Source organism: Pseudoalteromonas sp. MM17-2 (assembly GCF_022347945.1).
Classification (GTDB): domain Bacteria; phylum Pseudomonadota; class Gammaproteobacteria; order Enterobacterales; family Alteromonadaceae; genus Pseudoalteromonas; species Pseudoalteromonas ruthenica.
The window spans coordinates 1-25,046 of the sequence record NZ_JAKRFV010000031.1 but is presented as its reverse complement, the minus strand read 5'-3'; the positions used below and the strand labels follow the sequence as shown (position 1 = coordinate 25,046).

The 25,046-nt window shown below is 47.1% G+C and carries 24 protein-coding genes and 2 tRNA genes; 19 read left to right on the top strand and 7 right to left on the bottom strand.

Translation table 11 applies throughout. From position 1 onward, the window contains the following. The first annotated feature begins 4 nt into the window (after window positions 1-4). Together MHM93_RS18315 and MHM93_RS18310 are read left to right on the top strand one after the other, a co-directional pair. Window positions 5-2,296: an ATP-binding protein gene (locus MHM93_RS18315; protein ID WP_239450097.1), complete on the top strand. Its 2,292-nt coding sequence runs from the start codon at window positions 5-7 to the stop codon at window positions 2,294-2,296. A gap of 13 nt (window positions 2,297-2,309) precedes the next feature. Further along, complete coding sequence (locus MHM93_RS18310; RefSeq protein ID WP_239450096.1) at window positions 2,310-5,786, top strand: ATP-binding protein; 3,477 nt, start codon at window positions 2,310-2,312, stop codon at window positions 5,784-5,786. A gap of 101 nt (window positions 5,787-5,887) precedes the next feature. On the opposite strand, the gene MHM93_RS18305 is transcribed toward MHM93_RS18310, so the two are convergent. Further along, entirely contained in the window at window positions 5,888-6,067 is a 180-nt protein-coding gene (locus MHM93_RS18305; protein WP_022945155.1) for a DUF6435 family protein, read from the bottom strand. Between the two features lie 113 nt (window positions 6,068-6,180). Between MHM93_RS18305 and MHM93_RS18300 the strand changes: the two genes are divergently transcribed. The 4 genes from MHM93_RS18300 to MHM93_RS18285 all read left to right on the top strand — a co-directional run bounded on the left by MHM93_RS18300 (window position 6,181) and on the right by MHM93_RS18285 (window position 8,501). Next, window positions 6,181-6,501 carry a cupin domain-containing protein gene (locus MHM93_RS18300; RefSeq protein ID WP_239450095.1) on the top strand — a complete coding sequence of 107 codons (321 nt, stop codon included), beginning with the start codon at window positions 6,181-6,183 and terminating at the stop codon, window positions 6,499-6,501. Between the two features lie 77 nt (window positions 6,502-6,578). Continuing rightward, window positions 6,579-7,214 (top strand): energy transducer TonB, encoded by a 636-nt coding sequence (locus MHM93_RS18295; protein ID WP_239450094.1) that lies wholly within the window; start codon window positions 6,579-6,581, stop codon window positions 7,212-7,214. A gap of 41 nt (window positions 7,215-7,255) precedes the next feature. Continuing rightward, a complete protein-coding gene (locus tag MHM93_RS18290; protein ID WP_239450093.1) occupies window positions 7,256-7,894 on the top strand; it encodes a sigma-70 family RNA polymerase sigma factor in 639 nt (212 codons plus the stop codon). Continuing rightward, entirely contained in the window at window positions 7,887-8,501 is a 615-nt protein-coding gene (locus MHM93_RS18285; protein ID WP_239450092.1) for a hypothetical protein, read from the top strand. Before MHM93_RS18290 ends, MHM93_RS18285 begins: the two co-directional genes overlap by 8 nt. Window positions 8,502-8,538: 37 nt before the next feature. Here MHM93_RS18285 and MHM93_RS18280 read toward each other — a convergent pair whose 3' ends face one another. The 5 genes from MHM93_RS18280 to cmoA form a co-directional block, all read right to left on the bottom strand. Beyond that, the gene (locus MHM93_RS18280; protein WP_239450091.1) at window positions 8,539-9,336 is read right to left on the bottom strand and encodes a DUF3108 domain-containing protein; all 798 of its coding nucleotides are present in this window, start codon (window positions 9,334-9,336) and stop codon (window positions 8,539-8,541) included. Further along, a complete protein-coding gene (gene purN / locus MHM93_RS18275) occupies window positions 9,269-9,928 on the bottom strand; it encodes a phosphoribosylglycinamide formyltransferase (protein ID WP_022945149.1) in 660 nt (219 codons plus the stop codon). The genes MHM93_RS18280 and purN overlap by 68 nt, the downstream gene beginning before the upstream one ends. Continuing rightward, window positions 9,928-10,980: a phosphoribosylformylglycinamidine cyclo-ligase gene (gene purM, locus MHM93_RS18270; RefSeq protein ID WP_022945148.1), complete on the bottom strand. Its 1,053-nt coding sequence runs from the start codon at window positions 10,978-10,980 to the stop codon at window positions 9,928-9,930. The genes purN and purM overlap by 1 nt, the downstream gene beginning before the upstream one ends. A 98-nt stretch (window positions 10,981-11,078) precedes the next feature. Then, a complete protein-coding gene (cmoB, locus tag MHM93_RS18265) occupies window positions 11,079-12,047 on the bottom strand; it encodes a tRNA 5-methoxyuridine(34)/uridine 5-oxyacetic acid(34) synthase CmoB (protein WP_239450090.1) in 969 nt (322 codons plus the stop codon). Window positions 12,048-12,058: 11 nt separating this feature from the next. Next, window positions 12,059-12,784 (bottom strand): carboxy-S-adenosyl-L-methionine synthase CmoA, encoded by a 726-nt coding sequence (cmoA, locus tag MHM93_RS18260; protein ID WP_053910988.1) that lies wholly within the window; start codon window positions 12,782-12,784, stop codon window positions 12,059-12,061. Window positions 12,785-13,007: 223 nt separating this feature from the next. Here cmoA and MHM93_RS18255 point away from each other — a divergent pair, with 223 nt between their 5' ends. Next, window positions 13,008-13,697 (top strand): DUF3334 family protein, encoded by a 690-nt coding sequence (locus tag MHM93_RS18255; protein WP_022945145.1) that lies wholly within the window; start codon window positions 13,008-13,010, stop codon window positions 13,695-13,697. 84 nt (window positions 13,698-13,781) lie between these two features. Here the strand turns inward: MHM93_RS18255 and MHM93_RS18250 are convergent, their stop codons facing one another. Continuing rightward, window positions 13,782-14,639 (bottom strand): DUF72 domain-containing protein, encoded by an 858-nt coding sequence (locus tag MHM93_RS18250; protein ID WP_239450105.1) that lies wholly within the window; start codon window positions 14,637-14,639, stop codon window positions 13,782-13,784. A 186-nt stretch (window positions 14,640-14,825) separates the two neighbouring features. Here MHM93_RS18250 and aspS point away from each other — a divergent pair, with 186 nt between their 5' ends. From aspS to MHM93_RS18190, 12 genes are all read left to right on the top strand, one after another. Further along, a complete protein-coding gene (aspS, locus tag MHM93_RS18245; protein ID WP_239450089.1) occupies window positions 14,826-16,604 on the top strand; it encodes an aspartate--tRNA ligase in 1,779 nt (592 codons plus the stop codon). 111 nt (window positions 16,605-16,715) lie between these two features. Next, a complete protein-coding gene (gene ruvC / locus MHM93_RS18240; RefSeq protein ID WP_022945142.1) occupies window positions 16,716-17,237 on the top strand; it encodes a crossover junction endodeoxyribonuclease RuvC in 522 nt (173 codons plus the stop codon). 2 nt (window positions 17,238-17,239) lie between these two features. Further along, window positions 17,240-17,860 (top strand): Holliday junction branch migration protein RuvA, encoded by a 621-nt coding sequence (ruvA, locus tag MHM93_RS18235; RefSeq protein WP_239384148.1) that lies wholly within the window; start codon window positions 17,240-17,242, stop codon window positions 17,858-17,860. Window positions 17,861-17,873: 13 nt separating this feature from the next. Continuing rightward, window positions 17,874-18,881, top strand: coding sequence for a Holliday junction branch migration DNA helicase RuvB (gene ruvB, locus MHM93_RS18230; RefSeq protein ID WP_239450088.1), 1,008 nt, complete (start codon window positions 17,874-17,876; stop codon window positions 18,879-18,881). 798 nt (window positions 18,882-19,679) lie between these two features. Then, window positions 19,680-20,381, top strand: coding sequence for a protein TolQ (tolQ, locus tag MHM93_RS18225; RefSeq protein ID WP_239450087.1), 702 nt, complete (start codon window positions 19,680-19,682; stop codon window positions 20,379-20,381). Continuing rightward, window positions 20,368-20,793 carry a protein TolR gene (tolR, locus tag MHM93_RS18220; RefSeq protein WP_022945137.1) on the top strand — a complete coding sequence of 142 codons (426 nt, stop codon included), beginning with the start codon at window positions 20,368-20,370 and terminating at the stop codon, window positions 20,791-20,793. Before tolQ ends, tolR begins: the two co-directional genes overlap by 14 nt. 1 nt (window position 20,794) lies before the next feature. After that, complete coding sequence (gene tolA / locus MHM93_RS18215; protein WP_239384147.1) at window positions 20,795-21,727, top strand: cell envelope integrity protein TolA; 933 nt, start codon at window positions 20,795-20,797, stop codon at window positions 21,725-21,727. A gap of 9 nt (window positions 21,728-21,736) precedes the next feature. Then, window positions 21,737-23,092 (top strand): Tol-Pal system beta propeller repeat protein TolB, encoded by a 1,356-nt coding sequence (gene tolB / locus MHM93_RS18210; RefSeq protein ID WP_045978438.1) that lies wholly within the window; start codon window positions 21,737-21,739, stop codon window positions 23,090-23,092. Between the two features lie 122 nt (window positions 23,093-23,214). Then, window positions 23,215-23,748, top strand: a complete 534-nt coding sequence (pal, locus tag MHM93_RS18205) for a peptidoglycan-associated lipoprotein Pal (protein ID WP_022945134.1) — start codon at window positions 23,215-23,217, stop codon at window positions 23,746-23,748. Window positions 23,749-23,765: 17 nt separating this feature from the next. Continuing rightward, window positions 23,766-24,551 (top strand): tol-pal system protein YbgF, encoded by a 786-nt coding sequence (gene ybgF / locus MHM93_RS18200; RefSeq protein ID WP_022945133.1) that lies wholly within the window; start codon window positions 23,766-23,768, stop codon window positions 24,549-24,551. Window positions 24,552-24,737: 186 nt separating this feature from the next. Further along, window positions 24,738-24,813 (top strand) — tRNA-Lys (locus MHM93_RS18195). A 47-nt stretch (window positions 24,814-24,860) separates the two neighbouring features. Next, window positions 24,861-24,936: transfer RNA gene (locus MHM93_RS18190), tRNA-Lys, on the top strand. The last annotated feature ends 110 nt before the right edge of the window (window positions 24,937-25,046 follow it).

Genomic DNA, 25,046 nt, shown 5'->3' with positions numbered 1-25,046 from the left:
GGTGGTGATTGAATTCATATCTCGCTCCGTTGCCGCGAAAATGACACTGGCACTGGCCCTAGTAGTTGCTACGCTCGTTGCTAGTTACCTTGTAATGGACCGCAGGCTACAGAGTATAGAACGCTCTGTTGATGATATTACCGACATTAGCAATCACGCCATCGGTATTTTGCGAATTAACAAAGACATTGTTGAAATGCAGCGCGATATTTCGGTATATGGGGCCTCGGGGAGTATTGCCGTATTTGAAAAAATAGAGCAAAACTACCGCAGTATTCAGCAGCGCCTTGATACACTCAACGACGTCAGTGTAGCGCCTAGCGAGCAAACCTATATTGATGCAATGAACGATTTGGTTGAACGCTATGGTAACAACCTTAAGGTGTTGACTAAACGCTACACCATCCGCAGTACACTGATTGATGACGACTTACCAAGAATTTATCAAGGTGCCATTGACCGTCTAGAAGGTCTCAAAAAATTAACCACTAATACCGACGAGCGTCTACGCATCACGGAAACGATTAATTCATGGCACCGTTTACACTTTAACGCTCGGCTATTTTTAACAAAAAAAGACTACGCTAAGCGTCAAGAAGTCAGACAAATTATTAAGACGACTTTAGCTTTCGATCGCAATCTCAGTGCGCAGTTAGTGAACAAGTATCCTGAATTGGTAGGGTCAATTGTGCCGTTGGTAAAAGAGTACCAGAGTGTATTTAATAAAAGCGTGCAGGCCAACCGCAACTACTTTACTTTAGTTAATGTAGTGATGGCAGGGGATGCCATTGAATTTAGCGCCCTAGCAGATACGTTAAGAGAGCAATCACTAGAAAGGTTGCAGCAAATCAAGCATACGGCAGAGTCCAGTGTTTCAAATACGACTCATATTCTTAACTTTTTAGGGGGAGCGGCAGCACTCTATGTCGTCGTTCTAGTGCTGTTTTTCCACTTTCATATTGCCAAAGCCGTACGCCGACTGACCAATAGCTTTCGTTGCTTTTTACAAGGAGATTTATCTGCACCGATTACTGACACTGAACGCAAGGATGAAATTGGCGTGTTGGCTGGCGCTGCCAACCGTTTTCGCGAACTCAGCAAGGAGTTTATTGTTGCTAAGCAGGCAGCTGAGCGCACGAGCAAGGTGAAGTCAGAGTTTTTAGCCAATATGAGCCATGAAATTCGCACGCCTATGAATGGTATTCTCGGTATGGCAAGGCAGCTTAGTAACACGGCATTAAGCCCAGAACAAAAACGTATGCTGGGTATGATTCGCTCTTCTGGCACTAGTTTGCTGGTGATCATTAACGACATCCTCGACTTGAGCAAAATTGAGGCCGGAAAAATTGAACTCGATTGCCAACCTGTCGCACTTACCTCCCTTCTTGAGGAGCTTCGTCATCTTTTTACTGAACAAACTGAGGCCAAAGGTGTTCAGTTATTTATTAGCGCAACACAGAGCGACAATGATCTTATTTTTGACGCAGACGAGACCCGCTTAAAGCAAGTACTCATGAATTTGTTGGGCAATGCCGTGAAATTCACCGAAAAAGGCAGTGTGGCTTTGAACGTGACCATGAGCCAGCAAAAAGGCGATGAGCTAACATTGCTGTTTAGTATCTCAGATACAGGGATTGGCATAGCACCAGAGCATATCTCCTCGCTTTTTGAAGCTTTTTCTCAAGCTGATACATCCATTACTCGGCGCTTTGGCGGCACGGGCTTGGGGCTGACTATTACCAGCAAACTATTGGCACTAATGGGAAGCGCTTTAAAGGTAGAAAGTGAGCTTGGTCAAGGGTCCCATTTTTACTTCGAGCTCAGCACTCAAGTGAGTGCGTACAAGCAACAGACCGAGGTAAGCTTGCAAGAACAGAATACCCACACGCAAGACTTCTCAACACTGAGCGTGCTGGTTGTCGAGGATAATGAAGTTAATCAAGTGGTGACAGAGGCGCTACTTAATGAATTCGGGATATCGGCTATCAGTATAGCAAGCGACGGGGAGCAAGCGATTGCCATGTGTGAGACTGGAGCCTATGACATTATCTTTATGGATATGCAAATGCCCGTGCTTGATGGCCCGCAGGCGACGCGAGTGATTAAATCGCTGCCCAATTACGGTTCGGTCCCCGTGATTGCGCTAACGGCCAATGTGCTATCGGCAGACCGACAACGCTGCTTTGATGCAGGGATGGATGCCTTTCTTACTAAACCTATAGAGTATGAACAATTGGCTGCGGTCTTGCGCAAGTGGTGCACTGACAGTGAACCGCTCTGTGATATAAAAAATTAGCAGGGAAGTAAACATGAGCAAAGCAAAGCACAGCAGTTCAAGAAAACTAAAATCCAGAGCCTTTATATGGGCAGCGACCTTATTATTTGTACTTATTACCACTGCCACAGTGTTCATATTTGAAGGGAATGTAAAACAAAATACATTAAAGCAGATACGTGTAGACCTGGAGGAAACTGCGGAGCGACTCAAAGAAGTGGTGACTAAATCCGTTGCTAACTATAAGGCCGACCTGCGTTTTTTACATTCTACGCCGCCAATCTCTGGGTTGCCCCGAGCACATTTTAATAACGGCGTTGATGCTTATGATGGAACCACGTACACACAATGGAAAGAACGTCTCGAAACCATTTTTATCGGTTTTATGGAGAACAACCTTGCTGTAGAGCAACTGCGGGTCATCGCCATAAATGCCGAAGGCAATGAATTGGTGCGTGTGCAGCGTCGTGGCGCTGCAGTGGAAGCCGTGCCGGATTATTCCTTACAGAATAAAGCGGGTGAAGGATATTTCTTACCCAGCTCACAGCTGGGGTTAAAGCAAATTTACATGTCGCCGTTATCGTTAAATCGTGAATTTGGTGATATATCCTTCCCTTATAAACCTATGTTGCGTTTTGCAATACCTATTTACAGTGAGCAAGGCAAGCGGTTCGCATTTTTGATTATGAATGTCAATGCCAACCAGCTTATCTCACAACTAGTAGACACCACGTTTGATTATTCACATTTAGTGATCACGAGCTCTGAGGGGGATGTTATTTACCACCCCATCGAGCAGTATCGATTCACTCGTGATTTAGCTCCAGATATAACCTGGTCGTCGCTATATAGCAGGCCTATTGGGTATGAAAATACTTACTTTGCAGAGCAACGTTTTGCAGAGCAACAGGGCGTGTATATCTATTCTGAAAAAGTACAAACTCGGCCTGACAATAAGTATGGGTTTGTTAACTTTAATGTACTCACTCCTGAAACCTATATTAACGGGATTATAAATGAGAAGCGGCTTTTAACTTATTCATTTTTAGCCGTAGTTGTGCTGCTCTCTTCAGTTTTAATTGTTACTTTTCATCGCAGTGCCATTCGCAGTCAATTGCTTGCGGACGCGCGTCGTGAGTCCTCAGCGATTGTAGAGGGCTCGATTGATGCCATAGTCGGTATTGATTTAAAGGGGCAAATAACGAGTATAAATCATGCTGCTGAGCAGCTGTTGGTTGTCACTAGCCAAGCCGGAGTTGGTAAACATTACGAGCAACTATCGCTGTTACAAACACTACCGGTGAAAAAGTACATTACTGATTTGCAAACATCGGAAACACAGATAAAAGATCAGTGTGAAGTGGCTATTGACGAGCGCGCTTTATGTTTGGCCGTTTCTGTTAGCCCCGTCGTATCTGAATCTCAAGATTTAATCGGCATCGCGCTCATTATTCGCGATATCAGTAAAGAAAAAGCGGCAGAGCTGAAAGTCAAACGCCTAAATTCTGAATTAGAGGCCAAGGTCCGACAGCGTACCCAAGCTCTCGCGCAAGCTAAAGATGAAGCCCTAAAGAATAGTGATATCAAAAGCGCATTTATTTCTAATATCAGTCACGAACTACGTACCCCTCTTAACGGTGTGATTGGCACGCTCAATATTTTAAAGCGTGAGCCATTGCCCGAGAAGGCAAAAAAGTTAACCGATATGATGGAGCTAAGCGCGTCTAACTTAAGGCTGCTGATAAACGATATTTTAGATTTATCAAAAATAGAAGCCGGAAAGCTCGATTTAAATGCCAAACCTTTTGACCCCGTGTCGCTACTGGAAAGCTTGGTTGAGTCCTGTGCTGCTCGTGCCTATGACAAGGGGTTGGAAGTGTTTATTGATACCCAGCAGCTGTGCTGCACGCAGGTAGTGGCTGATCCTCTTCGCTTTACGCAAATAGTGAATAACCTTATCAGTAACGCCATTAAATTCACGGAACAAGGGTATACTCGTGTCATTGCTACAGGTGATGTCATTGATGGCCAATCATATCGTTTACAGGTTAGTGTGGAAGATAGCGGTATAGGCATTAATGAGCAGGCACAATCGCAGTTATTCAAGGCATTCAGCCAAGCCGATGGCAACATTGCCGCACGCTATGGGGGAACGGGCCTTGGGTTATCTATTTGCAAGCAATTATGCCAATTAATGGCTGGTGATATAAGTGTAAGCAGCCAAGAAGGTGAAGGCAGCACGTTTAGCTTTTATATCTCCTTGCCCCTGGAAAGTGTGAGGATGACTCAGAAAATAACTCATTTCGACCAAAAACGCAGCGCTGTGATAAGCCCGAATAAATACACGCAAACGCATATATGTCACTTGATTGAAGGTGAAGGAGGGCTTGTTGACAATGATATAGAACAAGCACCAGGTGGTGCAGAGTGCGACTTTATCTTTATCGATGGTGTGGCTTACAGTGCAGAGGAGCTAAGTAAGGTGGTTACCAAATTGCAGCAAGACTGCCCGCAAGCTCAACTTGTATTGCTACAGCAGCCGGGTACGGGATCGTCAAAAAGCCTCAGTGTTGATGTTGTTACAATCAGTAAGCCTTTGACTCACAGCGACTTGTTAAGGCTCATAGGCGCAAAAGAGGTCATACCCTTAACGCGCGGACAAAATGATGCTAATGAGCGCGCTGATGATATCTCCGAAGAGTTAATGCAGCGCATTAGTGGTTGTCGAGTGTTGATAGTTGATGATAATGAAATTAATGTTGAAGTGGCGTGCGGTGTATTAAATACTTTGCCAGTAGAGCTTGAAAAAGCGTATAACGGCAAACAAGCCATTGATATGTTGCAAAACAGTGCGCGCGAGGGCAAAGCCATTAACTGTGTGTTGATGGATTGTCAGATGCCTGTTCTCGACGGTTACCAAACTAGCGAGCAAATTCGTGCGGGTGTCGCCGGCTCTGAGTTTACCGATATTCCCATCATTGCGATGACGGCAAATGCCATGATGGGTGAGCGAGAGAAGTGCTTAACAGCGGGCATGAGCGATTATATTAGTAAGCCTATCAACCCTGATGAGGCACTGGAAAAAGTTCTGCACTGGGGGTTATCAAATTATGACAATTATTCTCAGCCCCAGGCAGTTGAGCAACTTAGTCATACGCAAGACTCTGAACAGCCTCTCTGGGATAGAGACGCGGCGCTCTCTCGGCTATTAAATAAAGAGGTGTTGCTAAATAAAATATGCCGACTGTTTATCAAAACCGCACCACAAAAACTGGCTCAACTGCACCAAAGCCTTAACGATGAAAATCATGAACAGGTGCGTCAAGTGGCGCATTCGTTGAAAGGCTTATGTGGCGAAATTAGTGCAACAAGATTACATCAACTACTTGCTGAGGTGGAGCACTTGGCTGGCAGTGGAACTTTAGATATGCAAGTCGAAGTGCAAGAAATTGACAGTATCCTACCTGAACTTATTGCAGATATTGAGCATCATTTAGAAGTGTCTGACTAGATATTGCTGTTAAGGGCTTTAGCCTATGCAACGGAAAATGCACCTCCTGTAAATAGAAGGTCGCAATGGCCTGCATGTAGTTCGGTGCTGGTATCTCTTTTTTAGCTGTTTTGCGCTGTTTCTAGCTCTTTAATCTTTTTATAGATTTCATCGGCCTCGTAGGTTAGTTGTGAATAACCGCGAATGTTGCCGTTGCGCTGGGCATGCATGGCTTGTTCGAGTTTCTGCGCGTGTTGGCGTTCAAGCTTTTTGCTGGGATTCGATTTAAACCATGAGAACATCGGCTGACTCCTTTTTATTGTTCACACTCATACGAGGTCTAAACCCAAAGCGTTTAAAAATCATCTATATTTTTCATTGGCCGCAATATTTTTCACGCCATTAAGGAGAACGGATGCCCGGAAGTTACCCAGATAGAATACGTGAACTGGCGCTCTATGATGGCCGTTTTGATGCCTATCAATTAAAAGCGCAGGGCTGCGACGTGTTATTTGCTTCATACCCCGCAGGTACCACCATTGCAGCGCACACCCACGACACAGACAACCATGGGGTGATCATAAAAGGAGAATTAATACTGACGATGAATGGTAAAACGCAGCGCGTTGGTGCAGGGCAGTGGTATTGCGTACCTGCTCATGTTGAGCATGAGGCGCACTTTGAAGTGCAGACCGATGAGATTGAGTTTTGGTTTAACGCAGAAAAAGAAAAATAAATTCACCCCTTTTTGTTTCCCCCGGCGTTTTGTTGCTAAGCCCGTTTAAATGGGTGTGTTTTCAAAAGGGGATTACTATGCAACAAACGCAAACATTTCAGAATCAGCTCTTCGCTCCCAGCGCAAAAATATTGGCGTGTGTATTTCTTGGTAGTGCGGTGACCTTCGCTATTTTCTTATTTATGGTGTCTTTACTCGATGGCCCTGCCAGGGTGCCTGATGCACCGAAGGAGTATCCCATCGTTGAGATCCTCCAGCCCAAAGAGCCAACCAAGGTCATTGAGAAAGCGAAACCGGTGCCGCCCAAAGTACCACCGCGACCGCAGCAGCGTCCACAAGTAGCGGCTGAGCCTGCCTTTGAGGGCCCGGGGACAATAGCGGTTACCCCTGATGTACCCGCACCCTCGACTCAACTTGATGCTTTTCCAAGTGCGGCACAAGGCGCGGCAAGACCTTTGGTAAGAGTACCACCTCAATATCCACCGCAGGCGGCGCGCGAGGGTATCGAAGGGTTTGTGGTATTAAGATATGATATCTCCGCAACGGGGGCGGTAATGAACGCTGAGGTTGTAGACAGCGAACCCAAACGTATTTTCGACCGTCATGCCTTAAAAGCACTGCGCAAGTGGAAGTTTAATCCCATGCTTGATAACGGTAGTGCGCAAGTGCAGCGCAATCAACAAGTAAGGTTAGACTTTAATTTGCAGCAATAAAGGGAGAGCGGTAACTGCGGTTGCCGCACCAAGGAGTCGTTATGATAAAAGCCGCAGCGGCTTGGTTTTTAAAGCCAAAGTTACAACAAAATGAGCCGTTGAGCGATGAGCAGTTAGTGCACCAAGCACTCAAGGGGGATGCTCAGAGTAAAGCGGCGAAGCACGCGTTAATATCGCGCTTGAGCGACGATTTACTTTACTTTGTGCAAGCGCAACTAGGCAGTGTGATTGACGATACGCACACCCGTCGGCAACTGGCATTAGATATGCTGCAGGAAATATGGCTAATGTGGCTCTCGCATCCGCAGCGCTATCAAGACCAAGGTCACGGCAGTTTTAAAGCGTGGCTGTTTCGTGTCGCTCGAAATCGCGTAATTGATTATGCCCGGCGGGTTAAAGTGATGCTAGATATCGACACGGATGAAATAGCTACCACCTTGAATATAGACCATCAGCAGGTTGATAGACTTATTGCTGATGCTGAACTAGCCCAGTTATCAGCGGCCATGCAGCAGCTGCCCTTTCATCAAAAAGAGGCGCTGATGCTGCAACTCGAGGGGTTCAGCTTGGGTGAGATCGCGACCATTACTCACACCGCCAAAGAGAGTGTCAAAACCCGTTTACGCTATGCCAGAGACAAGTTGGCGATAGTACTGCAAGCAGGAGCAAAGAATGACTAAGTTAAGTGACGAGCGTTTACACCAAGCGCATCAGCGGCAGAAGCGAGAGCAGCGATTAACTGATACTGAAAAAAAGCAGTTGCACCACACCTTGTTTAAATCAAGACACATCAAGCAAGCATGGTGGATGCGAACACAGTGGCTCATGGCTTGTGTCGCTGTGTTTGTGCTCGGCGCGATAAGTTGGCAGCAGTATCATGGGCCTGCACCGAGTACTTACACCTTGGCGTCTTATCAGCGTATTGAAATCTATGATTTGCAAGGCAGTGAGCAGCGCGTGCGTGTGAGTGCGGTGGTGCCCAAGGAAATTCGCAACATTGAAGATGCTGAGCGTCAATTAAGCGCGCAGTTACAGCGCCAACAACTGGCTTATGGTGCGGCAACTGAGGGCGAGTACCAGCGTATAGCGCGAGTTGTGCAGCTTGATGATGATTGGCTACTTGCTGATTGCCAAGAGCAAGTACTGCTTGCGTTGAGTGCCCCGTTATTGGCAAGTTTAAACACGCCGGCGAGGGTGCCTGAAAAGGATATGCTTATGCAGTTAGAGTTTAACACTCAAGGCCAACTCGTTGCCGTGCGTGGCGCACCGAGTCAATCGTGTGGGTAGAGAGCGTGGCAAGCAGCGATGCTACTTGCCGACATTTTTATAGCGGGGTGTAGGGAACATATTTGGCCAGCTCAACCTGGAATTGTTCGACACCATCTTTGCCTTTGTACATACGCACCATCATGTAATTCATTTTGGGTGCAAACCAAGCGATTGCTTGGCGCTTATCGTTATCGTAAAGGCGCTTTACCTTAACTGTTTCTACATTGCCAATAGGCAAGGTGATGGTTTCAGTGCCGACAACCTCAAAAGCATATTCGCGACTATTACCTTTTTTATCCACTATGGGGTAGGCAAATCGCTCTTGTCCTTCAGCTAATGCTTTGCGCAGGGCTATTTGGTAAGACAGTACATCTTGATAATCTGCTTTCCAAGGGCAATCGAGCGCGTATTTAGACTCGTTACTGAATACTTGTTGATTGCTGTGATCGAAGCTGATCTTGTACTCTTTATCAGGGCCTGTACCGGTGCGCTCCATGGTATAGTAAATAGGCGTTACTTCGCCATCGGTAAATTGAAAGCGACTGGTTTCTTCACGTTCATCGGAAAAAATCATCCACTCTATATCGCTGCGATAACTCAGTTGGTAGTGGCTATCGTCAATACGCGTGAGGGCGCGCCTTGCTTTACCGTGGCGCTCACCTTGGCGAGTGACATGGTACTCCGCGCTGTATTCAGTAAGAGCAGAGGTGGTATCGCTGGCTTGAGATTGCGGCTGTGCATCAGCGGCGAAAGAGCCGCAGCCTAACGCTGCGACCAATAAAATATTAGCTGTCCAAGTACGCGTTAAGGTCGGCACCTTGGCTAGGAAGGGTGTTGTTATCGAGCACTGCATAGTTATCTTCCATCGTCAGTCGTTGTTCGCTGAACCACTTTACTACCAACGGATAGATTATATGTTCTTGTGCATGGACTTTTTGTGCCAGCGTTTGTGCTGTGTCACCATTTTCAATGGGCACTTGGGCTTGGACAATCACAGGTCCGCCATCGAGCTCCTCGGTAACAAAGTGAACGCTAACGCCATGCACTTTATCGTTTGCATCTAGTGCGCGCTGGTGGGTGTTCAGCCCTTGATACTTAGGCAACAATGAAGGATGAATGTTCAACATTTTTCCTTTAAATTTTTGCACTAAGCTAGGGGTTAGAATACGCATAAATCCAGCTAATACAACACAGTCTGGTGAAAAACTATCAATAAGCTCACCCAGAGCCACATCGTATTCATCGCGAGAGGCAAAAGCTTTATGGTCTAGTACTTCAGCGCGAATCCCGCTATTGCGAGCGCGCTCTAGGCCATAGGCGTCGGCTTTGTTGCTGATCACCGCGCATACTTCAGCGGGAACATTTCCCGCTGCACAGGCGTCAATAATCGCTTGCAAGTTTGAGCCGCTGCCCGAAATCAATACTACGAGTCGGGCATGGGCCATTACTTACTTCCACCTAGAATTTCTACTTGCTCTTCATCAGCGCCGGCATCTTGAATTTCACCGATGTGCCATGCGTCTTCACCTGCGTCTTTCAGGATGCTTAAGCTTTGCTCTAGTTTATCGGCTGGCACGGCAATAACCATACCGACACCACAGTTAAAGGTGCGGTACATTTCGTGTGTTTCGATATTGCCGTTTTCTTGTAGCCAGTTAAATACCGCAGGCCACTGCCAGCTATCGCCTTTAATCACGGCTTTAGCTGATTGTGGTAATACACGTGGAATATTTTCCCAGAAGCCGCCACCTGTGATGTGTGAAAGCGCATGCACATCAACTTGTTTAAGTAGCTCCAGTACCGGCTTAACATAGATACGGGTAGGTTCCAGTAGATGCTCGGCAAGGGGTTTGCCGGCAAATTCGCTGCTTGTATCTGCGCCCGACACTTCAAGCACCTTGCGGATCAGTGAATAGCCATTGGAATGAGGGCCACTTGAGGCTAACGCAATGAGTTGATCGCCAGCTGCGACTTTGGTGCCATCGATAATGCCTTGTTTTTCCACCACACCAACGCAAAAGCCAGCCATGTCGTAGTCATCACCTTCGTACATTCCTGGCATTTCTGCAGTTTCACCACCTATAAGGGCACAACCTGAAAGCTCACAGCCTGCGCCAATACCGGTGACCACATCGGCGGCGGTATCAACATCTAACTTTCCAGTGGCGTAGTAATCTAGGAAAAATAATGGCTCCGCACCTTGGACAATCAAGTCGTTGACACACATTGCCACAAGGTCAATCCCTACCGTATCGTGCTTTTTTAGGTCGATAGCGAGGCGCAGCTTAGTGCCAACACCATCAGTACCAGCAACAAGAACAGGCTCTTTGTAGCCAGTGGGGAGCTGGCAGAGCGCGCCAAAGCCACCAATTCCGCCCATCACTTCAGGGCGTTTAGTCTTTTTAACAACGCCTTTAATGCGCTCAACGAGGGCGTTACCAGCGTCAATATCGACGCCAGCGTCTTTGTAGCTAAGAGACTGTTTTTGTTCGCTCACAGGTTTTCCTCAAATAAATTTAGGGGTTGCTTAGAAACGCCGGGCATTTTACAGCAAATGCCCCTTGGAGGCTAGAAAAAGGAGGACGAATGTCCTTGTTAGGCTGTGGCAACCAGCACGGCGCGAAGTGGCGCTGGATACCCTTCGATGGTTTTGTTTACATCATTTGGGTCAAGGAAGTCGGCCAGCGACTCATTTTCCATCCACGACGTGCGCCTTTGCTCTGCCAATGACGTCTGATCGGTGTCAACAACGCGAATATCTTTAAAGCCGACGCGTCGCAACCACAGCTGCAATGCGTCGGTGCTTGGGATATACCACACGTTGCGCATCTTTGCATAGCGGTCTTCCGGCATCAGTACCGTGTGAATATCGCCTTCCACGACTAAGGTCTCTAACACCAGTTCACCTCCGGGGCGCAATTGCGCTCGTAGCTGTGCTAAGAAATCGATAGGGGAGCGCCGATGATAAAGCACCCCCATGGAAAATACCGTATCGAAGGCTTTTAATGCTGGCAGTTGTTCAACGCCCAGAGGCAGCAAATGCACGACAGGGTCTGGGTGATACTGTTTAATGGCTTGGAATTGACACAAAAACAAGTCGCTGGGGTCGATGCCCACCACCAGTTCGGCGCCTTCACCACGCATACGCCACAGGTGGTAGCCTGAGCCGCAGCCAATATCTAGGACTTTACGATGTGATAAATCGCTAATATGGGGTAACACGCGATCCCATTTCCAGTCGCTGCGCCATTCAGTGTCAATGTCGATACCAAACAGTGAAAACGGGCCTTTACGCCACGGCATAAAGCGCTTTAGTAAATGTGTTAACTGTTTGCGCTCGCCGTCGCTAATGTCTTCGGCTTGGCCTATTGCGACCTGCGTACGAACATCAATGTTTGATGGTGTTAACTCAGGCAGATTGTTCAGCACTTTTTGCCATTTTGGCATATCGCCATGACGAGCTTGGTCCTGCCAATGTTGCAACTGCCCAGGCAAGGTATTTAGCCAGTGGCTCAAATCGGTGCAGGCAATGTGTTGATAAAACTGATTAAACCATTGATTCATAATTGTTCCGTTTATTTAATTGCGACCATAGAGCAAAAGTTAAAGCACTGATACCACACTTGGGTTTGGCTAAAGCCGACGTCTTGCAAGCGTTCAATATGGGTGCTCAAGGTGTCGGTGCGCATGACATTTTCAATGGCGGTGCGCTTTTGGCTTATCTCTAACTCTGAGTAGCCATTGGCGCGCTTGAAATCATGATGGAGGTCAATCAATAACTCGTCGACATCGGCATTTTCACCCTTGAGTTTTTCACTTAGCAGCAACACACCACCGGGCTTTAGGGCGTTAAAAATGCGCGTAAGCAGGGCATGGCGTTGCTCGGGTGGAATAAATTGCATGGTGAAGTTCATCGCCACGACAGAGGCGTTTTCAAGCTTAGCATCAAGAATGTCGCCAAGCTGCACGTCAACGGGCACAGCAGAGCGAAAGCCTTGCAAATGCATGCGACAACGTTCAACCATGGCTTGAGAATTATCAATGGCGACTATTTCACAGCCACTTTGGGTGAGGTTGCGGCGCATACTTAAGGTGACGGCGCCTAACGAGCAGCCTAAATCATACAGCCGCGTATGTGGCTGTGCGTATTTGCCGGCTAGTTTACCAAGGGTGCTAACGATGGTGGCATACCCCGGTACCGAGCGTTCAATCATATCTGGGAACACCTCGACGACGTTGGCATCGAAGGTGAAATCTTTTACTTGCTGTTCAGCAGCATAAATACTGTCTTTCACTGACACTTTGCTAAGCTCTAGATAGAAACAATGACAATATTTTATCAAATTTGTTGGCGCTGTGGTGAGCTTTAGCAGCACAAATCGGCCGCATTAGGCTGTATTCGCTATCGCTTGGTCACAAAAGGTGCCAAAAAATGTAAACAGTACTGGCTAGTTTTTCGGTTATTCAGTAAGTTAACCGCTGTAGTATGGTTTTATGCCAGTAAATAAAGATGTGAGACAGTGCATGAAAAAAAGTAAAGTAATTAGTACCGAGGATATTCTTTCCACGTTATGTCATTCGGTGACCGAGGTGTTGTCTTCTGCCAGCGGCAATAACATTAGCTATTCGGCCATGGTGCAAAAAATTACCCGCACCTGTATGCGCCCGGACATTGGCTGCTTCGTGTTATTCGATGGTGGCTTTACAGGGTTGGTGGTGACGAATTTTACCGCGCAAGCGGCGATGGAAGTCTATTCGGACTACTTGCGTAACATGGGCATGCCCGAGGAAGAGTTGGCGAAGAGCCACCTTTCTGATGATGTTTCCAATGTGCTAGGGGAGCTCATGAACCAAATTGTTGGTGATTTTACGAATAAAGTCAGGGAGCAATTGCACACGTCGATCACCCAAAACCAGCCGAAAATGATGGCCATCAACAAGCAAGTGCAAATCTCTGTGGATACCACTATGGACAGGCCTCAGGCGCGCCGTGTGACGTTTACCACACAGAACCAAAACATTTTTTACCTTGAATTGGCGATGGATAAAACGGAGTTCATTAAGCTTCATGATTTTGACATCACCGATGCGGTAGACCCTGATGACATCATTGAAAGTGCCCACGCCGATAAGCAACAAGCTGAAGAAAAAGCAAAAAAGCAGCAGGCTGAGCAGGATATCGATGACGATTTTATGGAAAACCTAGGTCTTTAATTTCCCCTGCACGGCGTGTGGCTAACATTGCTTGTGACCCTCTGTGACTGATGTGATGTCAGCACATGGACCAGTGCAGCGGTGCTAAAAGAGCTGTTCCTGTTGGTGCTTTTCACCCGGGAATGGCTCAACGGCACGGTGATAATAGCCACAAAAGCGCTGCAAATCCTGGGCAAACTGGCGTGCCAGTAAAGGCGCTCCGTCGTTGTCAGCGGTGTGTAAAAACACATAAGGTGACTTGCCTTCATCTAACCACTGTTTAATCTTTGCCAACCAAGGCTGGTAATAGTGCTGATACTCATCACTTAGCGCAGCAATCACAAAACGCACCACTGGGCGTTCGCCCAAGGCCACCGCATGCACCGGTAAATGAGGTTTCTTCTGCTGTGCGTCAACAATGGCGTCATTATAAGGGGAGACTGCAAACAGCGCCCGGGTGTCCATACAAACACGATCAATATTATGTTGATGTAAAAATCGGTTCAGTGCGCGCTCGCTGTCACCTTTGGTAAAAAAATCGCGGTGGCGCACTTCCACGCTGTAGTGCAAGTCTTTGGGTAGTTGGGCAATAAAGTGCTGCAGTCGGGGTAGGTGCGTCGGTTTAAAGCTTGCTGGCAATTGCAACATCAAGCTGCCTACTTTGCTGAATAAGGGCGCCATTAGTTTAAGCCAGTGCGTGAGTTCTTGCTTTGGAGCTTGCAAGGCACTGTCGTGGCTAAAACGCTTTGGAAATTTAAAGGTAAAGCGAAAGTGCTCATCACTGCTGTGCAGCCAGCGCTTTACCACATCAGGGCTGGGGTCGGCATAGAAAGTGGTGTTTCCCTCCACAGCATTAAATACTTCGCTGTAACGGGCGAGCATCTGTGATTGTTGGCAGTGTTGGGCAAATAATTGTCCTTTCCACGCGGTATTAGACCACTGTGGACAACCTAGATAAAGCATGGTTAGAGCACGGTTCATAGTGATTGGCAGCTATGCTAGCACAGCTTTATGGCTTTAGGTGCTCAATAAGTATGCAACTCGGAGTTTGCTTCGTGACATTGACAGCCGTTTTTATATAATTGACGCAATTAATTTGGCCACTGCGTGCTTAAACCAATGCGCGCTTACAATTAAAACAGGAATATTATGCGCTCTATATATTGCGGACACTTAAATAAAAGTCATGTCGACCAAGAAGTTACTCTGTGTGGGTGGATCAACAAACGCCGCGATTTAGGTGGCTTGATCTTCGTCGATGTGCGTGACCGCGAAGGTTTGGTGCAGGTGGTGTTCGACCCGGAAGTTGAAGGGCTTATGGATGTGGCGAATAAACTTCGTCAAGAATTCTGTGTACAAGTCAAAGGGGTGGTCCGCGCTCGCCCTGACAGCCAAGTCAACAAAGACATGAGCACAGGTGAAGTGGAAATTCTGGGTACTGGCCTTGAGATCATTAACCGCAGCGACGCTCTCCCACTGGATTTTAACCAGCAAAACTCCGAAGAGCGCCGTCTAAAATACCGCTACTTGGATCTTCGCCGCTTAGAGATGAGCGACCGCATTAAGTTGCGTGCCAAAGCCACAAGTTTTGTTCGCCGCTTCTTGGATAGCAATGACTTCCTCGATATTGAAACGCCGGTACTGACCAAAGCGACTCCTGAAGGAGCACGTGACTACCTTGTGCCAAGCCGTGTTCACCATGGCAGTTTCTATGCACTGCCGCAGTCGCCGCAGCTGTTTAAACAACTGTTGATGATGTCTGGCTTTGACCGTTACTACCAAATCGTTAAATGTTTCCGTGATGAAGATTTACGTGCCGACCGCCAGCCAGAGTTCACGCAAATCGATATCGAAACCTCATTTATGAGTTCAGACCAAGTTCGCGGTGTCACTGAAAAACTGATCCGTGATATGTGGCAAGAATTGCTGAATGTTGACTTAGGCGAGTTCCCAGTAATGGCCTATAGCGAAGCCATGCGTCGTTTTGGTTCAGACAAGCCTGACCTACGTAACCCGATGGAGCTTATTGACGTTGCTGATTTGGTTAAAGACGTTGAGTTTAAAGTATTCTCTGGCCCTGCCAATGATGAGAAAGGCCGCGTAGCCGTGCTTAGCGTGCCAGGCGGAGCGTCTTTATCACGCAAGCAAATTGACGAGTACACGAAGTTTATCGGCATCTATGGCGCTAAAGGTTTAGCCTGGATGAAGGTCAATGACCGCGACGCAGGTGTGGAAGGCGTGCAATCACCGATTGCTAAGTTTTTGAACGAAGAGGTGATCACCGCCTTACTTGAACGCACCAATGCGCAAACTGGCGATATCATTTTATTTGGTGCCGACTCACGCAATGTGGTCAATGAAGCCATGGGTGCGCTGCGCTTGAAGATTGGTTTAGACCTTGAGCTAACTGATTTAACTAAATGGGCGCCATTGTGGGTCGTAGACTTCCCGATGTTTGAAGAAGATGATGAAGGCGATCTACATGCTGTTCACCACCCATTTACTGCGCCAAAAGATGTCAGCCCAGAGGAGCTGGAAGCGAACCCTGCCGGCACGCTTTCTGATGCCTACGACATGGTTCTTAATGGTTACGAAGTCGGTGGTGGTTCGGTGCGTATCCACAACAATGCGATGCAACAAGCGGCGTTCCGAGTATTGGGGATCAATGAGCAAGAGCAACAAGATAAGTTCGGTTTCCTACTCGATGCGTTGAAGTATGGTACACCGCCGCACGCAGGCTTAGCGTTCGGCCTTGACCGTCTAGTGATGTTGCTTTGTGGTACAGACAATATTCGTGATGTCATTGCCTTCCCGAAAACGACGCAAGCATCTTGTTTGATGACCGATGCCCCGAGTGTGGCAAATCCCGATGCTCTGCAAGAGCTGGGTATCGGAGTGACTGCCTCTGAGAGTGAACAGAGCGAATAAGCGATAACGATAAAAGAAGCGGCTCAGGCCGCTTTTTTTATGCTTCAGCTTTACACTGGTCATACATACAGTTACCATTTCCATAAGCGAGAATAATAATAAGGTCAGTGGGTGAGTATAATTTTGGGAATTGACCCCGGCTCGCGCTTTACCGGCTATGGTGTCGTGCAGCAGCAAGGGCATAAGTTCCATTACTTGGGCAGTGGCTGTATTAAGCTAGGTGATAATGCCTTCCCGTTGCGTCTAAAAATGATTTTCCAAGGCGTCAGCCAACTCATTGAGCAATTTAACCCTACCGCGTTTGCCATAGAGCAAGTGTTTATGGCCCACAATCCTGATTCGGCATTAAAGCTAGGACAAGCTCGGGGCGCAGCCATTGTTGCCGCGACCTTGGCCGACATTGACGTGTCAGAATACTCCGCGCGGCAAGTGAAACAAGCAGTGGTTGGGCGAGGCTCTGCGGAAAAGGCACAGGTACAACACATGGTGAAGCATATCTTGAAACTGCCAGCCACGCCGCAAGCAGATGCCGCCGACGCCTTGGCTATTGCTATGTGTCATGGCCACTCACAACAAAACTTAATAAAACTGTCCGGTCAAGCACGTAAAACCGTGCGCGGACGCTTGAGGTAACAATGATAGGACGAATTAGAGGATTGTTGGTTGAGAAGCAGCCCCCTGAAGTGTTAGTGGAGGCAGCGGGCATTGGCTATGAAATCAACCTCCCCATGAGTTGCTTTTATGCACTTCCCGAGTGTGGCGAACAGGTCACCTTGTATACCCACTTTGTGGTGCGAGAGGATGCGCAGCTGTTATTTGGGTTTAACACCAAAAACGAACGCGCCCTGTTTCGTGAATTGCTAAAAGCCAATGGGGTAGGGCCTAAATTAGGCCTAGGTATTTTATCGGGGATGTCGGCAGAGCAATTTATCCATTGCGTTCATCATGGCGATGCAAGCACCTTAGTAAAGCTTCCCGGCGTTGGCAAAAAAACCGCAGAGCGGTTAGTGTTAGAAATGAAAGACAGGCTTAAAGATTGGGGTCCTGACTTATTTACCCCTCACACTGACGCGGCACCAATAGATGCGCCCAATGGTGATACTTTGGTCGCGAGTAATGCCCAAGACGATGCGGTTGCCGCACTTGAAGCTCTGGGCTATAAAAATGCTCAGGCAGTGAAGTCGGTAAAAGCAGTCGCGAAGCCAGGCATGGCCTCCGAAGAAATGATTAAGCAAGCGCTCAAAGCGATGCTATAACAGAGATACCATCATGATAGAAGCGGATCGGCTGATTGAGCCAGAGGTACAGGGTAATGAGGATGTGGTCGATAGAGCCATTCGGCCTAAATTATTGGCCGACTATCACGGCCAACCTCATGTTAAACAGCAGATGGATATTTTTATCGAGGCCGCACGCTCACGCAGCGAGGCCTTAGATCATCTACTTATATTTGGTCCCCCTGGGTTAGGTAAAACCACGTTAGCCAATATTGTTGCTAATGAACTCGATGTGAGTATTAAAACGACTTCCGGTCCGGTGTTGGAAAAAGCCGGCGATCTCGCCGCCTTACTGACAAACTTAGAAGCTCATGATGTGCTGTTTATCGACGAAATTCATCGCATGAGCCCGCATGTTGAGGAAATACTCTATCCAGCCATGGAAGACTATCAACTCGATATCATGATTGGTGAAGGCCCCGCAGCGCGCTCGATTAAACTTGATTTACCGCCATTTACTTTAATTGGTGCAACGACCCGTGCAGGCTCATTAACCTCTCCGCTGCGCGATCGTTTCGGTATTGTGCAACGTTTGGAGTTTTATTCTGTTGCCGACCTTGCCGCCATTGTCAAACGCTCCGCCGATCATTTAGGTTTAGCAGTTGACGAGCAGGGCGCTTTAGAAGTCGCCAAGCGCTCGCGAGGGACTCCCCGCATTGCTAACCGGTTACTGCGTCGAGTGCGAGATTTTGCTGAAGTTAAAGGTGATGGTCGTGTATACATTGATATTGCCGCACAAGCGCTTGATATGGTCGATGTAGACAAAAGCGGTTTTGATTATATGGACCGTAAATACTTGTTAGCGATTATAGAAAAGTTTATGGGCGGGCCGGTGGGGCTGGATAATCTCGCAGCAGCCATCGGCGAGGAAAAAGAAACCATAGAAGATGTGATTGAACCCTATCTAATACAGCAAGGCTTTATCCAGCGTACGCCGCGAGGACGGATTGTATCAGATCATGCCTATGCGCATTTTGGTCTCAGTAAAACAACAGACTAACCTTGGCACACCCTGCCGAGCGTTTTGGCTCGGCCCAACCTGCCTCATTCTCTTCCCAATACACCCAAGTCTAGGTCGACGCTACCAAGCTGCTCGCCTCATAAAGCTTATTAAAAGCAGAGTAATTCACAACAGATTAAGCTGTGCTTGGTATCTTATTGCAGGCAAAAAAAAGCCCGCTAACAAAGCGGGCAAAACAACAAGTTGAAGGAAGTAAATCCAAATAAGCCAAGTGAATGAGCAACTTTAGAGTTAATCAATCAATGGCCGAGGTGGGGAATCAGAAACCACCTCTTGAACTGTGCATAAGAGCTCAATTGGTTGCGCTAGCTCAGTACAGGGTGAATATTACGGACTAAATGGGTCCTAATCAAACTAGAAAAATTATATTTTTCGGATAAGAAAATCTAATATTGAATAGTTTTTTAAGATGGTATTTTTCATCGTAAAGTATGGGGTTATGTTTTCTTAATATTGATATTAAAGGGAAATATTATTTTTGTGTTTTTTTTGTTCTATTAGATTTACTAGTTTCTAACGTATAGATATTTTGGCAAATGAAAGCTTATGCGCACAAAGTGCATAAAACGCAATTAATTTGAACTTTTGTTAGGGTTTTAGAGCCCAATAATGGCGTGTACTTTTTTACATCGCATCATTAATTAGGTGTTTAACTTGGGTTTGTAGCAATTCGTGGCAAGGCCATTGTCAGCGCTACAACGACTGGTTACACTAGTGCCCATTGTGTCGTGCTCAAAGACACGTGGAAGTTGTAAACTGCGCCTCAGGAGAAAAGACGTGGATTCAGGATTAAATTTTATTGATCTTATTTTAAAAGCCAGCTTTTTAGTACAGCTGGTGATGCTTACCTTAGTAGCTCTGTCGGTAATATCGTGGGCCATCATCATTCAGCGTCGTAAAACCTTGGGCCATGCGCTTAGTAGCGCCAAGAAATTCGAAACGCGTTTTTGGTCAGGTGTTGATTTGTCGAAGCTCTACAGTGAGATTTCGGCGCGTGGCAATAAAAGTGAAGGATTAGAAGCGTTATTTACCTCAGGCTTCAAAGAATTTGCACGACACAAAAAGAATAATGTTCATTCTGCGGGTATGGTCACCGAAGGCGCACATCGTGCGATGCGTGTGGCACTTTCTCGTGAGATTGAAAAACTTGAAACAAGCTTGTCCTTTCTTGCAACTATAGGTTCAATCAGCCCCTACATTGGCTTGTTTGGTACCGTGTGGGGGATCATGACAGCCTTTATCGCCCTCGGTGAAGTAAAGCAAGCAACACTGCAAATGGTCGCCCCGGGTATCGCCGAGGCCTTGATTGCTACTGCAATGGGCTTGTTTGCAGCCATCCCTGCGGTTATTGCGTACAACCGCTTTGCCAATAAAGTTGAGAAAATAGAGTCGCATTACGCCAACTTCATGGAAGAGTTTTCCAATATTCTTCATCGCCAAGCGATCACCCAAGAGGTAAAGTCGAATGTATCAGCGTAAGAAACGTCGTCCGGTCGCAGAGATCAACGTTGTTCCTTACATCGACGTGATGTTGGTGCTGCTGATAATCTTTATGGCTACAGCACCCCTTATCACCCACGGGGTCAAAGTTGATTTGCCAAAGATGGAAAAATCCGAGCTGGTGGAAACTAAAGATGCACCGCCGATTATTGCCTCTATTGACGCTGACGGTAAGTACTATGTGAGTGTGGGTACCGACCCCGAAGCGCCGATGGAAGCGGTGGATGTTGCCGCTGTCATCAAACTCAAGTTAGAGCAAAACCCCGATACTCCAGTGATGATTAAAGGATCAGGCCGCGTCAGTTATCAAGAAGTACTGCTATTAATGGACTTTTTGAAAAACGCCGGGGTACCCGAGGTAGGCTTAATGACGGAGTCGTTTGAGGATTAGCATGCAGCAGTATAAAACGCCACTTCTCATTTCCCTCGCTTTACACCTTGCGCTTATTGGTGTTTTGGTGGGCGTGGGTTTATTTCGTGATTCAGCACCTGAAATCATGAAAGTGACTCTGAATACACCGAGTAATGAAGATACGCCAGAGCAAGCAGTTAGCGCCGTGTCTGTTGATCAAAAACAAGTGGAGCAACGCCTCGCTGATCTTAAGCAGAAAGAGGAAGCCAAAAAGCGTGCCGAGCAACAGCGTATTAAAGAGTTGGAAGATCGTGCCGCCGCCGCCCGCAAACAGCGTGAGGCCGAAGCCGAGCAGATCAAAAAGTTAGAGCGGCAGCGTCAAGCCAAAGAGCGTGAACGTAAACAGGCTGAGGCCGAAGCGAAACGTGCTCGAGAGCAAGAGCGTAAAGAGCGCGAAAAAGCACGTAAAGCCCAGCAGGAAAAAGAAAAGGCAGAGCAAGCGGCTAAAGCGGCTGCCGAAAAACGTCGCAAGGAAGAAGAAGCAGCGCGCAAGGCCGAAGCTGAACGTAAACGCAAAGAGCAAGAAGCTGCCCGCAAGGCTGAAGAAGCAAGACAAAAAGCGCTGGCTGAGCAACTGCTGCAAGAGCAATTGGCTGCCGAGCAAGCGGCACGCTCGAAAGCGCGTCGACAGCAAGTGATGTCAGAAGTGGATAAATACCGCGCCCTGATCGCCCAACGCATTCAGCAAAACTTGCTATTAGATCAGAGCTACCGTGGTAAAGAGTGTCGATTGAACATTAAATTGGCATTCAACGGCTTGGTCACCAGTGTCAGTTCACTCGGTGGCGACCAGCAAGTCTGTGAAGCTGCGGTTCGTGCAGTGCGCCGTGCTGATACCTTACCGGTCTCCAAAGATCGTGATGTATTTGAAAAATTAAAAGATATTAACTTAACGGTTAAACCAGAGTTTTAGGGGAACACCATGGTAAAGATGTGCCGATACCTGTTTATTTCCATGCTAGCTAGCGTCAGTCTATGGGCTAATGCGGCGTTGGAAATTGTTATTACTGAAGGGGTCGACAGTGCCCGACCTATCGCTGTGGTGCCGTTTGCCTACGAAGGCACCGGTGAAATGCCGATGCGCATTAGTGAAGTGGTCGCCGCTGACTTGCGTCGCAGTGGTAAGTTTAAGCCTATCGCCAGCATTAACATGCCACAGCGCCCAAGTACTGATGCTGATGTAGACTACAGTGCCTGGGTTCAAGAAGGGGTGGAAGCTATTGTTGTTGGTCGTGTACAGCAACAAAATGGCGGCCGATACCTGGTCAGTTACGAGCTAATCGACGTGCTCCGTGGGCAAATAACCGGTGGCGAGACACGCATTCTCAACAACGGTAAGTTAATCAAAAGCCAAGACCATGTACTTGACGCTCGGGAAACAGTCATCACGGCGCAAAACTTCCGCCGTTACGGTCACCGTATTAGCGATGTCGTATACGAGGCGTTAACGGGTGAGCGCGGCGCATTTTTAACTAAAATTGCCTACGTGATTGTACGTGACCAAGATGATAAGCCTTATCAGCTTGTTGTGGCGGATTACGATGGTTATAACGAGCAGGTACTACTGCGCTCTAAAGAGCCACTGATGTCACCCTCATGGTCACCTGATGGTAATAAACTGGCTTATGTCACCTTTGAAAATCGTCAAAGTCAGATCTATATCCAAGATATTTACACAGGCCAACGACAGTTAGTCACCAGCCACCCAGGTATCAACGGTGCCCCGCAATTTTCACCTGATGGCACGAAATTGGCTATGGTGCTATCAAAAGACCGTACCGGTGCTACTGAACTTTATTTGTACGACTTACAAACAAAGCAAGAGCGTCGTTTAACTCGCCACCGTAGTATCGATACCGAGCCAACTTGGCATCCAAACGGCAAAGAGCTCCTGTTTACCTCGGAAAGGGGTGGTAATGCCCAGATTTATAAGTTAAATTTAGATTCAGGCCGAGTGAAACGCATGACGTTCGACGGTGATATGAATTTGAATGGCTCAGTTACGCCCGATGGCAAGCACTTAGTGATGGTAAATCGGACGCTGGGCCGTTATCACATTGCTAAGAAGGATCTTGAATCAGGCAACTTCCAAGTACTTACACGTACACGTTTGGATGAGTCGCCGAGCGTGGCGCCCAACGGCTCCATGATTATTTACAGCACGATGCATAACAACAAAAATGTATTGGCTTTGGTTTCAATGGATGGTCGTTTTAAAGCGCGTTTACCCGTACTTGATGGACAAGTAAAAGCGCCAGCTTGGTCACCGTTTTTATAATTCGCTCAGGGTATAGTCAGCTTTGGACGCATAAACTTGAATTTTATGTAAATTGCTTACTATATTAAGACAAATTGAAAATCAGGTGCTGGTTTCACTTTTTGATAATAGGAATCTACTCAATGCAACTTAAAAAAATAGTTAAAGGTCTGCTTATTGCAGTGCCAGTTATGACGCTAGCGGCATGTAGTTCTTCATCTAGCCAAGATGAAGGCCAAGCCAACGAGACAAATCAAGTTGAAACCCAAACAACTGATACAGTTGAAGTGGAAACAGTAAAACGCGAGAAAACAGCAGAAGAGAAGCTGCGCGAAAAGTATGAAGCGCTTCGTCAACAGCAAATCATTTACTTTGATTTTGACAAGGCAACCATTCAGAGCAAGTATGCTGAATTGCTGCAAGCTCACGCTCAGTTCCTAACGCAGAACCCTTCTGTAAAAGTACTTATCGAAGGTCACGCAGATGAGCGTGGTACGCCAGAGTACAACATTGCACTAGGTGAAAGCCGTGGTCAGTCTGTAGAAAAATACCTTCAGAGCCTAGGTGTTAACCCTAACCAAATGTCTGTTGTTAGCTACGGTGAAGAGAAGCCGATGGTTAAAGCGCGTAACGAAGAAGCGTTCGCCAAAAACCGCCGTGCAGTCTTGGTATACTAAAATTTAAAAGAGTAACAATGAAGCCGAAAATTATTTTGGCAGCCTTACTCATGAGCGGGAGCACCCAAGTTTGGGCTGCTCCCGCTCCTGTTTCAGAGGCCTCTGCCAGTGAATCAAGTGTCGAAAAACGTTTAAGCCGTTTAGAGCAAATGATGCAAACTCGCAATTTGCTTCAAGCCGATCTACAACAGCAACTGGATCTGTTGCAAGATGAAGTGAGTCAGTTGCGTGGCGTCACCGAAGAGCACAGCTACAAGCTAGAAAAGGTGCTGCAACGTCAACGCGAGCTATATCAAGAAATAGAAAACCGTGTTAGCGCCGCTTATTCGCAGCAGCAACAGCCAAGCTATGATGATGGTTACAGTACGTCCAGTGCCGCGACCACCAATGATAGCGCTGCCAACAGTGCCGCGCCGATGAGCAGCAACCTGTCGGAAAATGAAGCGTATGACAAAGCGGTCAAGCTGATCATGCAGGACAAGCGCTACGATGCAGCTATTCCTGAGTTTCAAGCATTTCTGCAAACCTATCCAGAGTCAGTATACGTGCCGAACGCACATTATTGGTTAGGTCAACTTTTGACGATTAAAGGTGATACGAGCGGCGCCAAGGGCCACTTCGAAACCGTGGTGAATCAATATACTGATTCTAATAAGCGTGCCGATGCGATGCTTAAGTTGGGTACCTTGGAACAACAGCAAGGTCAACTCGCCAAAGCGAAGCAATTGTTTAATAAAGTGATTGCTGAGTACCCTAACACCACAGCCGCTAAATTAGCGACCGAGCGTGTTAGTAAGTTGTAGCAGATTTTGCTAAGTGTTTGCTTTTAGACCGCAGGCAGTTTAAAGCGGTCTAAAATTAGGCAACTAAGCGGAAAAACTAAAAAAAACCGAGCATTTGTATTGCACTTGGTTTTTAAATAAGTATTATAAGCGCCCGCAGCAGACGATAACCCATCGGGGATAACGCTGCGCAAATAATGACAAAATGGGTCATTAGCTCAGTTGGTAGAGCAGTGGACTTTTAATCCATTGGTCGATGGTTCGAATCCATCATGACCCACCATTTTTTCGTTATCCAGGCATTGCCTGCTCAAAAGCAAGCAAGGTGTTGGGTCATTAGCTCAGTTGGTAGAGCAGTGGACTTTTAATCCATTGGTCGATGGTTCGAATCCATCATGACCCACCATTTTATATAAAGCCTACTATCAAGCGATTTAGTCGCAATGATGGGTCATTAGCTCAGTTGGTAGAGCAGTGGACTTTTAATCCATTGGTCGATGGTTCGAATCCATCATG